The following is a 14,906-nucleotide window of genomic DNA, read 5'->3' on the forward strand; positions in this document are numbered from 1 at the left end:
TTTTCAACTACGCTCAATTTGACCTTTAATCTTTAATTATTTTTATTTGTTTCCTCTGGTTATTTTGACCCACTAGAGTAGCAAAATACATACCTTTAGAAAGTTGTGAAAGGTTTAGTTCTTTTAAACCAATACTTGAATTTTCTTCAACTTTTATTACCGTTTTTCCCATTATATCTACAATGGTTGCGCTTTCAATATTAACTCTAGAATTAATAGTAACTATATCGTTAAAAGGGTTAGGATAAATTGAAGTAGACTCTAAATTTTCTTTATCGACACTAAGGACACCACTAACATTGAAGGTATGCGTAACAGTCTGGCCTTGATAGGTGGCTTGCCATTTCCATGCACCGTCCATATTGTAAATTCCAGAATAAGTCCAGTACCAATAAGAGGCAACATAATCATCATTAAAAGCGAAATTCCAATTGTAAACTATTGAGTTGTCTGGTCTAATAATTCTAAGGTTAATACTCGTTCCGCTCATTTGATCTCTCATATAAAGACCAAAAGTAATTGGATCTGAAGTGTCAAAATCATCACTTTCATTAGTTACTTCTTGTTCTGGGCAAGTGGGAAATTGAGGAGGAGCACTATGTGTTAGTACCGCATTAATGTTTGGATTGTCATAAGGTTTTTGGGTTTGCCACCAAGTGTCTGTATTAAGACTGTTACACGGGCCTGCGTAAGGATCTGCCAAAACATCTTGGCCTACACCTCCTAACTCAACTTCAGAATAAACTTCAAAATGTAAATGTGGCCCCGTTGAGTTACCAGAACTGCCAACAATACCTAAATATTCTCCCTCGGTTACCATATCACCAACATTTTTAGTTGTTGGCGAATTTTGTTTCATATGTCCGTACAAAGCGACACTTCCGTCTGAATGTTGTACGTAGACAGCATTCCAGTTTCCACCACTCAACGAACAACTTCTGTCTGGTTGAGAACCACCTTTTGCAATAATTTGACCTGGTGCTGCTGCAATTATTTCGACCTCATCATTATCCATGAGCTTCCATTGAAATGGCCAGTTAAAAACATCGATTCCTGCGTGATTATAACCGTCGGTAGTGTCATAAGTTCTTCCCTCGCAATTGTAATCCAATACTTGGTTTGGATAGGCCGAGTTTTGATCTACATAATTAGAAATTCCCCAAACATCATTATAATTAGACCCATTACTTTTTTTAATTGGCCATATAAATAAAGGGTGTGGCATTTTATTCGCCTTATTGAAAGCCAATCGGCCTTGTTGGGAGAGATCTATTATGCCACTTTTAATTTTAGATTTAACCTCTTCTCTTTGAGAGTCTGTTAAACATGGCGTTTTATCTGCGTTAAAAACAAATTCACCTCCTTCGGGCTCAAAATAGTTGTCTTGCGCTGTCGACAAACTAATTGAAAATAAGGTAACAAATAGGATAGTAATTGTTGATTTCATAATTAAATATTTTAGTGGTTTATTAATTAATCGAAAAACTTAAAAAATGTGAGCATAAGAAAATCTGAGATTTATTTTTACGCAATCTAATATCCTTCTTGACCTTCGAGAACTAAAGAAATAATCTTATCTTTACTCATTAATTATTTACGAATCCTATAGCTAGAATCTTAAGATCTTCTAGACTAAATATACAAAATTTTATGGCTTGCAACAGTTGCTCAACTGGTAAAGACGGCCAACCAAAAGGATGCAAAAACAATGGTACGTGCGGCACCGACAGCTGTAATAAACTTACTGTTTTTGATTGGTTGGCTAACATGTCACTTCCTAATGGACAAGAACCTTTTATAGGTGTTGAAGTGCGTTTTAAAAATGGAAGAAAACAGTACTACAAAAACACAGAAAATTTAACACTTGGTATTGGCGATATTGTTGCCACACAAGCACCTTCTGGTCACGATGTCGGGATGGTTACTCTTACGGGAGAATTGGTTCGTGTGCAAATGAAGCGCAAAAAAGTGAATTTGGAAGACGAAGAAAACGTCTTAAAAATTTATCGTAAGGCTTCACAAAAAGACATTGACATTTGGTCTGCTTCTCGAGAAAAAGAAGAAACGATGAAAGTCAAAGCAAGACAGTTTGCAATTGACTTAAGATTAAAAATGAAGATTTCTGATATCGAATACCAAGGCGATGGCAGTAAAGCCACATTCTATTATACGGCTGAAGAACGTGTAGATTTTAGAGAATTAATTAAAGTTTTTGCACGAGAATTTAGAACACGGATTGAAATGAAACAAGTGGGCTTTAGGCAAGAGGCAGCAAGACTTGGAGGCATTGGTTCATGCGGAAGGGAGTTATGTTGTTCAACTTGGCTTACAGATTTTAGGTCGGTGAGCACATCTGCTGCACGCTATCAACAGCTTTCTCTTAATCCATTAAAATTAGCAGGCCAATGTGGTAAATTAAAATGTTGTCTCAATTATGAACTGGATGCCTATTTAGATGCATTAAAGGCATTTCCGAAATCTGACGTAAAACTATATACTGAAAAGGGTACAGCGGTCTGTCAAAAAACAGATATTTTTAAAGGACTTATGTGGTACGCCTATGAAGGTGAATGGATGAATTGGCATGTTATTACTACAGACCAAGCCAATGAAATCATTTCAAAAAATAAGAAAAAAGAAAAAGTAGCTAGTCTAGAAATGTATGCGGCAGAGCACGTCCAAGACACTAAAACCGAATTTGAAAACGTTGTAGGTCAAGATAGTTTAACGCGTTTTGATAGTCCAAAATCAAATAAGAAACGTAAAAACAATAGGAATAAGAAAAATCGTAATCGAAACCGTAACAGAAAGCAAAAGCCAAATGCAAAAAAGAATTAGCAGGTTACTAATAATTGTGGTTTGTCTTTTTTTTATCACAAGTTGCGATTCTAAAGCTGTTTATGACGAGTACAAATCGGTACCAAATCAATGGCATAAGGATTCTATTGCAAGCTTTAATTTTAAAGCTCCAGACACCACGAATGCTTATAATCTCTATGTAAACCTTAGAAATAATGCGGCATATAGGTATAGCAATCTTTTTTTAATTGTGACATTAAACTATCCTAATGGCAAAACTGTAAAAGATACCTTAGAATACAAAATGGCCAAACCAAATGGAGAATTATTAGGCGAAGGCTTTTCTGATGTTAAGGAAAACAAATTGTGGTACAGAGGTTACAAAACCCCTTTTAGATTTACCGAAGAGGGCGAGTACACTGCGGCCATTCAACATGCTATGCGTAAAAATGGTGATATAGATGGTCTTGTTAATTTAGAAGGAATTACAGATATAGGCTTTAGAGTAGAACAAGGGTCAAAAAACTAATTATGGCAAAAAAGAAAACAGCAAAAACAAAAACCCAAACAGCAGATTTTGGCAAATATGTTAGATGGTTTTGGATGGTATTCCTTGGTGGTATTTTAGCCGTGGTGTTACTTTTTTTATTGGCGTCTTGGGGAGCTTTGGGTGAAATGCCAGACCATACAAGAATGGAGAATCCTGAAACCAATTTAGCTACCGAAATTATTTCAGCTGACAATGAAACTTTAGGGAAATTCTATTTTAACGATAATAGAACACCTGTTGATTTTGAAGATTTATCAGAAAACTTAGTAAATGCACTGGTTGCTACTGAAGACATTAGATATTATGAGCATTCTGGTATTGATGCAAGAGGCACTTTGCGAGCCATCGTAAATTTAGGAAGTAAGGGTGGTGCAAGTACAATTTCACAGCAAGTAGCGAGACAATTATTTGTTGGAGTAGCTAAAAAGAACACTTTTGGGAGGCTCTCACAAAAAATAAAAGAATGGGTCATTGCTATTCGTTTAGAGCGTCAATATACTAAAGAGGAAATCATTACCATGTATTTTAATATCTATGATTTTGGAAACAATGGTGACGGTATTCGTTCCGCTTCAAGAATATATTTTGGAAAGGAGCCTAATGAATTGAACATAAAGGAATCTGCTATGCTTGTTGGTATGTTCAAAAATTCATCTTTATATAACCCTATTCCTTCTAGAAATCCAGTAGGTACTAAAAACAGACGAAACGTTGTGTTAGCTCAAATGGCGAAATACGATTACATCGATGAAACCACAAAAGATTCACTACAGAAAACAGAATTGGATTTAAATTTTTCACCAGAAAACCATAAAGAAGGTACAGCGACCTACTTCAGAGAATATCTAAGAGGTTTTATGAAAGAATGGGTGAAAGATGAAAAAAACAGAAAACCAGATGGCAGTAAGTACGATATTAATAGTGATGGTTTAAAAGTATATACTACTATAGATTCTCGTATGCAAAAACATGCGGAAAATGCCGTGGCAATGCACATGCCAAGACTTCAGGCAGAATTTGATAATCAAAACACACCCAAAAGAAACCCTACTGCTCCATTCTTGGATTTGGATAAATCCGAAATCAAAAAATTGATGGATGACGCTATGAAACGTGGTGAGCGATGGAGGATTTTAAAAAATCAAGGTAAATCTGAAAAAGAAATTAGGGCTTCTTTTTACGAACCCACAGAAATGCGTGTTTTTAAATGGATAGATGGCGAAGCAAGTGAGGTAGACACCATTATGAAGCCAATTGACTCTATGCGCTATTACAAATCTTTTATGCGTACAGGAATGATGTCTTTAGAACCACAAACTGGACATATAAAGGCATGGGTTGGTGGAGTAAGCTACAAACATTTTCAATACGACATGGCGAGACAGGGCAAGCGCCAAGTAGGTTCAACTTTCAAGCCATTTGTTTACGCAACTGCTATTGACCAATTACAGTTATCTCCATGTGATTCTTTCCCCAGAGGTCCAATTACAATCGAAGCGAATAAATTCGGAAATCCAAAACCATGGACCACAAAAAACTCCGATGGTGATTATTCTGGTGTTCAAACTTTAAAGGATGCTTTGGCAAATTCTACAAATACAATTACAGCAAGATTAATTAACGAAATTGGCCCTCAACCTGTGGTGGAAATGGCTAAAAAATTGGGTATAGAACAAGATATAGAACCGGTTCCTGCAATAGCTTTAGGTACACCAGATATTAGTGTTTACGAGATGGTTGCAGCCTATTCTACTTTTGCCAATAAAGGAGTTTACAATAAACCCGTTATGGTAACGCGTATCGAAGATAAAAACGGTACGGTGCTTTACCAATTTGCACCAGAAAGTAAAGATGTATTAAGTGAAGAAGTAGCTTATGTTACTGTAAACTTAATGCAAGGGGTGGTACAATCTGGCTCCGGAAGACGCTTAACTGATGAGTGGAGAGCCAACCAACAATTCACAAAGGAAATGCTTACCGGTTATCCTTACAGTCTAAAAAATCCAATAGCTGGAAAAACAGGAACTACTCAAAATCAAAGTGACGGTTGGTTTATGGGAATGGTGCCAAACTTAGTTACTGGTGTTTGGGTAGGCGCAGAAGATCGTGCTGCACATTTTAAAACAATAACATATGGACAGGGAGCTTCTATGGCGCTTCCGATTTGGGGCTTGTATATGAAGTTGTGTTACGAAGATGAAGAATTAAATGTTTCTAAAGATAATTTTGAAAGACCTCTCGACCTGTCTATAAATATTGATTGTGAAGCAACAATCCAAGATGGCGAATCCGAAGAAGACAGTGATTTAGATGATGTTGAAGATGTTGTGGATTTCTAAAAGTAAGTTCGCACGATTCATATTTGGGACTTTCGCTGTAAATTCCAATCTTTGTTTTGTATTTTTAAGAGTTAAAGCATATTCTTTATGATTAATAAAAAAGTAGCTAGTGTTTCCGAAGCACTAAAAGGTATAACAGATCAAATGACCTTGATGTTAGGTGGGTTTGGACTATCTGGAATTCCTGAAAATGCCATAGCACAATTAGTAAAGCTCAACGTAAAAGGACTAACCTGTATTTCTAATAATGCAGGTGTAGATGATTTTGGATTGGGACAATTGCTACATAAAAAACAAATCAAAAAGATGATTTCGTCCTATGTGGGTGAGAATGGAGAATTTGAGCGCCAGATGCTTTCTGGAGAATTAGATGTAGAATTGATTCCACAAGGTACGTTGGCAGAACGTTGCAGAGCTGCACAAGCTGGTTTTCCAGCATTTTATACACCAGCTGGCTATGGGACTGAAGTGGCGCAAGGTAAAGAAACCCGTGAGTTTGACGGGAAAATGTATGTTTTGGAAAAGGCATTTGATGCGGATTATGCATTTGTAAAAGCTTGGAAAGGAGATGCTGCCGGAAACCTAATCTTTAAGGGTACAGCTAGAAATTTTAATCCCAATATGTGCGGTGCCGCAAAAATCACGGTTGCTGAGGTAGAAGAATTAGTGCCTGTTGGAGAACTGGACCCAAACCAAATTCATATTCCTGGCATTTTTGTACAACGAATTTTTCAAGGAAAGAATTATGAGAAACGTATAGAACAGCGAACAGTAAGACAAAGATAATGTTAGATAAAAACGGAATAGCAAAGCGAATAGCAAAGGAAGTAAAAAACGGCTACTATGTTAACTTAGGAATTGGTATACCTACTTTGGTCGCTAATTTTGTAAGAGACGATATCGAAGTAGAATTCCAAAGTGAAAATGGTGTATTGGGCATGGGTCCATTTCCGTTTGAAGGGGAAGAGGATGCAGACATTATCAATGCAGGAAAACAAACTATTACAACCTTACCTGGAGCTAGTTTCTTTGATTCGGCAACGAGTTTTTCCATGATAAGAGGTCAGCATGTAGATTTAACAATTCTTGGAGCAATGGAAGTTGCAGAAAACGGAGACATTGCCAATTGGAAGATACCTGGAAAAATGGTAAAAGGTATGGGTGGAGCCATGGATTTAGTGGCAAGTGCTGAAAATATTATTGTTGCTATGATGCATACTAATAGAGCGGGAGAATCTAAACTTTTAAAGCGTTGTTCATTGCCATTAACAGGTGTGGAATGCGTAAAAAAGATTGTAACCAACATGGCTGTTATCGAAATTACAGACAAAGGATTTAAACTTTTAGAACGTGCACCAGGCGTATCGGTCGAAGATATTAAAATGGCCACAGAGGGTACTTTAATTGTTGAAGGGGAAATTCCAGAAATGGATTTATAGTTCTGTAAAAAAATTACCTAGCGACTAAAAAGCATAGTCGCTTTTTTTGTAGGTAAAATCGTTATTTTTGAAGCTAAATGTTAAAAAATAGTGCATTACATCGATTAATAATGTATTTAAACTGAATATTTAAAAATATATTACATATTAGCAGTCCCAAATCTAAACAACCAAATTTACCATAAACTTAACTTTATGATTTACCCCAAATCTATCGTAAACTACCGCTTATGAACTCAAACCCAAATCTACCAGAACCTACTTTAGATGAAAATGTAATGTTTTCAAATTTCAAAAACACAATTAGAGTTGTCAAAGGTGTTTTAAAGTTGACCAAAAAAATATTCATGCTATAATCCTTTGGGTATAGCATGGATTAATTTTTTGGTGTATTCTTTTTCAGGAGAGGTATAAATAGCATCTGCTTCACCAATCTCCTCAATTTTTCCTTTATTCATTACTAACAATTGATCAGCCATATATTTTACTACAGCCAAATCGTGTGAAATAAATATATAGGTAAAATAAAATTCTTCCTTAAGTGAATTGAGAAGATTAAGAACTTGAGCTTGAACTGAAATATCCAAGGCGGATACAGATTCATCACAAATTATAAGTTGAGGTTCTAAAGCAATGGTTCTTGCGATCCCAATGCGTTGTCGCTGTCCACCTGAAAATTCATGAGGGTATTTGTCAAATGCCTGTTTGTCCAATCCAACTTTGTGTAAAAGAGAAATGACCTTATTCTTTCTGTCGGTACTAGATGTGCTTATATGATGCACTTTCATGGGCTCCATAATGGCATTACCAACCGTTAATCTTGGGTTTAAGGAAGCATAAGGGTCTTGGAAAATGATTTGAATATCTTTTCGTAAATGACGTAATTCTGTTTTTGTAAGATTGGTGATTTCCTTTCCTAAATATTTAATACTTCCCTTGGTTGCCTGATCCAGTTGTAAAATCACATTTCCTAAGGTTGATTTGCCACACCCAGACTCACCAACTAAACCTAGCGTTTCTCCAGGATAGATTTTAAAACTTACACCATCAACAGCTTTAAAAGATTGATCTTTTGTAAACATTCCAGTTTTGGAAAAGAATTCTTTTTCAACATTAAAAAGTTCTAAAAGGGGTTCTTGGTTGTACAGTTTTTTATGGTTGTTTACTCGTTCCTTATCAGATATTGATGAGTTATTCACCGTTTCAGCTAAAAAATCCGAAATGGTTGGCAGTCGCTTCAATCTTTGATCTGTAGATGGTCGAGCCGCAATCAATGCTTTGGTATAATTGTGCTTAGGAGTATTGAAAATCTCAATTGTTGAACCTTGTTCTACAATCTCACCTTTATACATAACCAAAACACGATCTGCAATTTCCGACACCAGCGATAAATCATGGGAAATAAAAAGTATACTCATTTTTGTTTCCCGTTGTAATTCCTTTAGTAATTCTAATATTTCCTTTTGTACTGTAACATCAAGTGCAGTTGTAGGTTCATCTGCAATTAGTAATTTAGGTTTGCATGCAATAGCCATGGCGATCATCACCCTTTGTTTTTGGCCACCAGATATTTCATGTGGATAAGACTTATAGATGCGTTGTGGGTTTGGGAGTTTTACTTTTTCAAATAATTGTAAAATTTCAGACTTTAATTTAGATTTTGATAAGTTAAGGTGTGCCTTTAAGATTTCTTCTACTTGCTTACCACACTGCATCGATGGATTTAACGAGCTCATAGGCTCCTGAAAAATCATTGCAATTTCTGAACCTCTTAATTTTTTATATCTCTTGGAATTGACTTCAACAAGGTTTAAACCATTAAATTCTATTGAACCCGATGTAATTTTAGAAATATTTTGAGGCAAAAGTCCCATTATAGCCAATGAAGATATGGATTTTCCGGAACCGGACTCTCCCACCATGGCGACTATCTCATTAGAATTAATATTGAATTTAATTTTCTTGATGATTTCCGTTTCAGACTTATTATCCTTAAAAAAAGAGATACTTAAGTCATTAACTTCTATCAGGCGTGCATTATGCATAATTAAATGTCGTTATTTTATTTTAAATGATTAACCTAAATAAGATCTGACTAAAAATACAGCAACTTAAAGACCAAAAAAAATTTAGGATAATATATTATCAAATAGCCAACAATAGCAAGAAAATACTTACATGAGATTACGGTTTTTACGCAATTTTGTTAAATTGTTAAGATAAACTTAAATTTTAGTGCCGAATACAGTAAAAATTAATCTAATTTCAGAGACATTTTAATTCAAAACCATAGCTTATATGAAAATTAAACTACTCTTGCTTATTGCTTTTACGGTTACTAGTACTGTATGGTCACAATCCGACCGTTATTGGGATAAAGAAATAACTAACAGCTCTTTTGCCTCTAAGGCCAGTCACAAGAACCTTACAGATTTTCATGTATTTAACTTAAATACATCTAGTCTAAAGCAGCAACTTCAAAATGCTCCACAGAGAAATAATTTTGGTGGACGATCTATTGTTGTAATTACTGTTCCAAATTTTGAAGGAAAATTAGAGCGCTTCTCAATTAAAGAGGCTTCAACAATGCACCCAGATCTACAATCAAGATATCCAGATATTCGTTCTTATGCTGGTCAAGGTATCGACAATCCTTCATCTGTTTTAAGATTTAGTTTATCTCCAGATGGTTTTAGTGCGATGATACTCGCCCACGATGGTGGAAGTACTTTTATAGAGCCTTCAAGCAAAGGCGCTGTTTCACATATTGTATTTAATAGAAAGAACAGAATTAATTACAACGATGATTTTGAATGTCAAGTAACAGAACAAATTAACAATTCGCTCGATAATAGCTCAACTTTAAGAAATGCTGATGATGGTATTTTAAGAACGTATAGATTGGCAGTTTCAACTACGGGAGAATATACTCAATATCACGGAGGAACTAAGGCACAAGCTTTATCTGCAATTAATACTACAATGACGCGTGTCAATGGAATTTATGAGAGTGACTTTAATGTTACCATGGTGCTTATTGCAAATAATGATGATGTTATTTATACAAACGCTAACAGCGATCCTTACAGTAATGGAGGATTTAACAGCCAAGTACAATCTACACTAACAAGCGTTATTGGAGAATCCAACTACGATGTTGGTCACTTATTCGCAAGAGCTTCTAATAATGGAAATGCTGGATGTATAGGTTGTATTTGTGTTAACGGACAAAAAGGAAGTGCCTTTACTTCACGTACTACACCAGAAGGAGATCCGTTTGACGTTGATTACGTAGCACATGAATTAGGTCACCAGTTTGGTGGAAATCATACCTGGACTTTTGGAGGCAATGAAGGCTCTAATGCACAGATGGAACCTGGTAGTGGTTCTACAATTATGGGTTATGCTGGTATTACAGGCGCTACGGATGTCCAGCCAAACAGTGACCCTTATTTTCATGCAGTTTCAATTGAACAAATTACCAATTATATAAAATCTAGATCATGCCAGACTAATACCAATACTGGTAATAATGTTCCTACGGTTAATGCAGGATCCAATTATACAATTCCACGAGGAACTGCTTTTGTTTTAGACGGGTCAGCAACGGATGCTGATACTGGTGATGCTTTAACCTATTGCTGGGAGCAGTATGATGAAAATAATGCTTCAACAACTAATCCAAGTGTTAATGCTACCTCTGGAGTTGCGTTTAGATCATATAACCCAACATCAGATACAAAGCGTTATTTCCCAAGATTACAAACGATTAAGTCAGGCGCAACTTCTTGGCAGTGGGAAGCTGTACCCAACGTTTCAAGAAATTTGAATTTCAGATTAACGGTTAGAGATAATCAAGCTGGTGGTGGCACAAATAATAGTGATGATATGATAGTGGCTGTTACTGCTTCAGCTGGTCCTTTTGTTCTTAATTCACCTAATACCAATGTGTCCTGGAATGCAGGTTCAACTCAAACTGTAACATGGAATGTTGCTGGTACTACTGGCAACGGAATCAACGCATCTAACGTTGATATTTTCTTATCAACAGATGGTGGAAATACCTATCCTATTTCGTTAGCATCAGGAGTTCCTAACGATGGCGCGCACGATATTGTTGTGCCAAACAATCAAGGCAATCAAAATAGAATAATGGTAAGAGGATCAAATAATATTTTCTTTGATATTTCTAATACCAACTTTACTATCGGAGGTCAAGTTGTTTGTAATGCAAATGTACCTGCAGGTTTATCAGCTTCTAATGTAGCCACAAATTCAGCAACCTTAAGTTGGGATGCTGTCGCAGGTGCAACTTACGATTTAAGGTATAGAGAAGTAGGTACTTCAACTTGGACAACAACTGGAGTTACAGGAATTTCTACAAACATTTCAGGATTATCTTCCCTAACTCAATACGAAGCACAAGTACGCAGCAAATGCTCAGGAGGTGCTAATTCAAATTATAGTAATTCCGTAAATTTTACAACGACAGATGTGCAGTTAAATTACTGTGATTCTGCGAGTACAAATGTAAATGATGAATTTATTAGCAGAGTTCAATTAAATACTATTGATAATAGTTCTGGAGCCCAATTTTATTCAGATTTTACATCAATTTCAACCACGTTGACCAAAGAGTCACAATACACTATAACAGTGACACCAACATGGAATGGTACCGTCTACAACGAATCTTACGCTGTATGGATTGACTATAATAGAGACGGTGATTTTACTGATGCAGGTGAACAAGTGTTTACACAAGGAAACACCCAAGCTACTTCAGTAAGTGGAAGTTTTACCATACCATCCGGAGCAGTAGAGAATTCAACCAGAATGCGTGTTGCGATGAAATATAATGCAGCACCAACACCATGTGAGACTTTTCAGTATGGTGAAGTTGAAGATTACACCGTAATCATTGAAGGTAGTGGTCCTGATACCGAAGTACCAGTAATAACACTGAATGGTTCTTCAAATATTGATTTAGAATTAGGTGAAACTTATACAGAATTAGGTGCAACCGCAACAGATAATATCGATGGAAATTTAACGGCGAGTATCGTAGTAGGTGGTGACACGGTAGACACGAATACCGCTAACACCTATGTCGTGACTTATAATGTAAGTGATGCTGCCGGAAATGCAGCAACAGAAGTAGTGAGAACGGTTACTGTGAATCCAGATTCTACAATACCGATTATAACTTTAATTGGGGCTTCAACCATAAATTTAAATGTTGGTGACAGTTATAACGAACAAGGAGCTACTGCAAACGATAATTATGACGGTAATATATCATCGAGCATTGTTATAGGAGGTGATTCAGTTAATACATCGAACGCAGGAACTTATATTGTAACCTATAATGTTAGCGACGCTGCAGGAAACGCTGCTAATGAAGTGATAAGAACAGTTAATGTAGTGGCAGATACAACACCACCAGTAATTACATTGATAGGAAGTTCTACTATTAATTTGAATACGGGCGATACGTATAGCGAACAAGGCGCTACAGCTACAGATAATAATGATGGCAATATTTCTGCAAGTATTGTAATTACTGGAAATGTAAACACCTCAGTAGCTGGTACGTATTTTAGAAATTATAATGTAAGTGATTCAGCTGGAAATTCAGCGAGTCAAGTGGTGAGAACAATAAATGTAACAGATCCTTCTTCAGGATGTTCTGGTGGAATTTCAACATTTCCATATGCTGAAGGTTTTGAAAACACTTTAGGTGCTTGGACACAATCCAACTCGGATGATATCAATTGGACGGTTGATGCTAATGGTACACCTTCCAGTGGTACAGGTCCTTCAACGGCATCGCAAGGGTCCTTTTATGTTTATGTTGAAGCCTCAGGAAATAATGTTGGATATCCGAACAAAAGAGCAATTTTAAACTCGCCATGTTTTAATTTATCTGGATTGAGTGAAGCCACGTTTAGTTTTAAATACCACCAATTCGGTGCTACCAATATGGGTAGTATTGACTTAGAAGTTAGTGAAGATAATGGTGCGTCGTGGTCTTCTATTTGGAATAGTACAGGAAATAAAGGTAACTCGTGGCTAACGGCAAATGTGAGTTTGGATGCTTATGTTGGAGGAAGTATTCAATTACGTTTCAATAGACTTACAGGTAACACTTGGCAAGCAGATATTGCTATTGACGATTTAAGCTTAACGGAAGGAGAGCCACAAGTAACAGGATGTTCTGGCGGAATTTCATCTTTCCCATATGCTCAGGGTTTTGAAAATACATTGGGAGATTGGACACAATCCAATGCCGATGATTTAAACTGGACAGTTGATGCTAATGGAACACCATCAAATGGAACAGGACCATCAAGTGCTATTCAGGGCAGCTTCTATATTTATGTTGAAGCATCTGGCAATAATACGGGTTATCCAAATAAGAGAGCGATCATCAATTCGCCTTGCTTTGATTTGAGTAGTGTTTCAACGGCAAATTTCAGCTTCAATTATCATCAATACGGTTCTAGTAATATGGGAACTTTAAATTTGGAAGCAAGTAACGATAATGGTGCTACGTGGACAAGCATTTGGAATAGCTCTGGCAATCTTGGTAACTCTTGGCAATCGCAAACTGTGAGTTTAGCCTCGTATATTGGTGGTGGCGTTCAGTTGAGATTCAATAGATTAACAGGGGGTACTTGGCAAGCAGATATAGCAATAGACAATATTAATCTTACCACAGGAAGCGCGTCTAAAGAAGCTTCTATAGATGAAAATCCAATTGTAAGTGTAGATATCCAAGATATCAGATTGTATCCAAATCCTGTTAAAGGTGCTTTACTCAATGTAAAAACCCAAATGACGGATTTAAATTATGAAGTCTACAATACCATAGGTCAAATAGTTTCAAAAGGAAGACTGGAAAACAACACAATCGAGGTGAGCAATCTTGAAGTTGGCGTTTACCAGATAAGGTTCACATCAGAGAATCAATCTATTGTAAAGCGTTTTATTAAAGATAAGTAATAGTAAACTTAACCAACCAAAATGAAAAGAAGTTCGATTATTCGAGCTTCTTTTTTTTTAAATATGTTTGATTTCGTTTTCATGAAGCAACTCATCACCACGCAATCTTAGAAAAATCTGCGCCACGGCAATAGTATCCTTTTCGCAATAAGTAATAATGCGATCAATATCATTATCTTCATAAAACACCCGATACACTTCGCTACCATCAATATCATCTTTTGGGGAAGGAATGCCGAGAACGTTGGTTAATAATTTTAGAGAGGTATAGGTTTTATAATCACCAAATTTCCACAGTTCCAAAGTATCAAGATGTGGGACTTCCCATGGCTTTTTACCGAAAAGATTTAATTTATATGGCAATTCTATATTATGAATAATCATGCGCCTAGCTATATAAGGAAAATCAAATTCTTTACCATTATGCGCACAAAGCAGATGCTTATTTTGACTAAAATGCGATATTATGAGGTTTTTAAAATCCTTTAAAATCTTGATTTCATCTCCATGAAAAGAAGTCACTCTTAATGTTCTTATATCGCCCTCCATCTTAAAATACCCAACTGAAATACAAATAATTTTCCCAAACTCGGCCCAGATACCAGCTCTGTCATAAAACTCTTTAGCGTTGAAGTCTTCTTTTCGTTGGTATTTGGATTTTGCATCCCAAAGGTCTTGTTTGGTTTTATCTAAATCTGAAAACTTTTCCGTTTCTGGTACTGTTTCAATATCAAGAAATAGGATGTTTTCGAGGTTGATTTTGTTAATCATGCT

At 36.2% G+C, this 14,906-nt stretch carries 9 protein-coding genes; 6 read left to right on the forward strand and 3 right to left on the reverse strand.

All coding sequences use genetic code 11. The features are described from left to right. Positions 1–25: 25 nt before the first annotated feature. Positions 26–1,447, reverse strand: a complete 1,422-nt coding sequence (locus HM983_RS07095) for a peptidoglycan DD-metalloendopeptidase family protein (RefSeq protein ID WP_179344685.1) — start codon at positions 1,445–1,447, stop codon at positions 26–28. 203 nt (positions 1,448–1,650) lie between these two features. Between HM983_RS07095 and HM983_RS07100 the strand changes: the two genes are divergently transcribed. The 5 genes from HM983_RS07100 (at position 1,651) to HM983_RS07120 (ending at position 7,127) form a co-directional block, all read left to right on the forward strand. After that, entirely contained in the window at positions 1,651–2,838 is a 1,188-nt protein-coding gene (locus HM983_RS07100) for a PSP1 domain-containing protein (protein WP_179344686.1), read from the forward strand. Beyond that, positions 2,822–3,328, forward strand: coding sequence for a gliding motility lipoprotein GldH (locus tag HM983_RS07105; protein ID WP_179344687.1), 507 nt, complete (start codon positions 2,822–2,824; stop codon positions 3,326–3,328). The genes HM983_RS07100 and HM983_RS07105 overlap by 17 nt, the downstream gene beginning before the upstream one ends. A gap of 2 nt (positions 3,329–3,330) precedes the next feature. After that, positions 3,331–5,688 carry a penicillin-binding protein 1A gene (locus tag HM983_RS07110; RefSeq protein WP_179344688.1) on the forward strand — a complete coding sequence of 786 codons (2,358 nt, stop codon included), beginning with the start codon at positions 3,331–3,333 and terminating at the stop codon, positions 5,686–5,688. Between the two features lie 87 nt (positions 5,689–5,775). Then, positions 5,776–6,474 carry a CoA transferase subunit A gene (locus tag HM983_RS07115; protein ID WP_179344689.1) on the forward strand — a complete coding sequence of 233 codons (699 nt, stop codon included), beginning with the start codon at positions 5,776–5,778 and terminating at the stop codon, positions 6,472–6,474. Then, positions 6,474–7,127 (forward strand): 3-oxoacid CoA-transferase subunit B, encoded by a 654-nt coding sequence (locus HM983_RS07120; protein WP_179344690.1) that lies wholly within the window; start codon positions 6,474–6,476, stop codon positions 7,125–7,127. Before HM983_RS07115 ends, HM983_RS07120 begins: the two co-directional genes overlap by 1 nt. Before the next feature lie 350 nt (positions 7,128–7,477). Here HM983_RS07120 and HM983_RS07125 read toward each other — a convergent pair whose 3' ends face one another. After that, entirely contained in the window at positions 7,478–9,172 is a 1,695-nt protein-coding gene (locus tag HM983_RS07125; RefSeq protein WP_179344691.1) for an ABC transporter ATP-binding protein, read from the reverse strand. A 253-nt stretch (positions 9,173–9,425) separates the two neighbouring features. Here HM983_RS07125 and HM983_RS07130 point away from each other — a divergent pair, with 253 nt between their 5' ends. Further along, a complete protein-coding gene (locus tag HM983_RS07130) occupies positions 9,426–14,132 on the forward strand; it encodes an immunoglobulin-like domain-containing protein (RefSeq protein ID WP_179344692.1) in 4,707 nt (1,568 codons plus the stop codon). Positions 14,133–14,189: 57 nt separating this feature from the next. On the opposite strand, the gene HM983_RS07135 is transcribed toward HM983_RS07130, so the two are convergent. After that, positions 14,190–14,903 (reverse strand): 3'-5' exonuclease, encoded by a 714-nt coding sequence (locus HM983_RS07135; RefSeq protein ID WP_179344693.1) that lies wholly within the window; start codon positions 14,901–14,903, stop codon positions 14,190–14,192. Between the last annotated feature and the right edge of the window lie 3 nt (positions 14,904–14,906).

Source organism: Winogradskyella ursingii (assembly GCF_013403975.1).
Lineage (GTDB): Bacteria > Bacteroidota > Bacteroidia > Flavobacteriales > Flavobacteriaceae > Winogradskyella > Winogradskyella ursingii.

Bases quoted from the DNA above. Each gene is read 5' to 3' on its own strand.
- HM983_RS07095 (WP_179344685.1), bottom strand. From the start codon at position 1,447: ATGAAATCAACAATTACTATCCTATTTGTTACCTTATTTTCAATTAGT.
- HM983_RS07100 (WP_179344686.1), top strand. From the start codon at position 1,651: ATGGCTTGCAACAGTTGCTCAACTGGTAAAGACGGCCAACCAAAAGGA.
- HM983_RS07105 (WP_179344687.1), top strand. From the start codon at position 2,822: ATGCAAAAAAGAATTAGCAGGTTACTAATAATTGTGGTTTGTCTTTTT.
- HM983_RS07110 (WP_179344688.1), top strand. From the start codon at position 3,331: ATGGCAAAAAAGAAAACAGCAAAAACAAAAACCCAAACAGCAGATTTT.
- HM983_RS07115 (WP_179344689.1), top strand. From the start codon at position 5,776: ATGATTAATAAAAAAGTAGCTAGTGTTTCCGAAGCACTAAAAGGTATA.
- HM983_RS07120 (WP_179344690.1), top strand. From the start codon at position 6,474: ATGTTAGATAAAAACGGAATAGCAAAGCGAATAGCAAAGGAAGTAAAA.
- HM983_RS07125 (WP_179344691.1), bottom strand. From the start codon at position 9,172: ATGCATAATGCACGCCTGATAGAAGTTAATGACTTAAGTATCTCTTTT.
- HM983_RS07130 (WP_179344692.1), top strand. From the start codon at position 9,426: ATGAAAATTAAACTACTCTTGCTTATTGCTTTTACGGTTACTAGTACT.
- HM983_RS07135 (WP_179344693.1), bottom strand. From the start codon at position 14,903: ATGATTAACAAAATCAACCTCGAAAACATCCTATTTCTTGATATTGAA.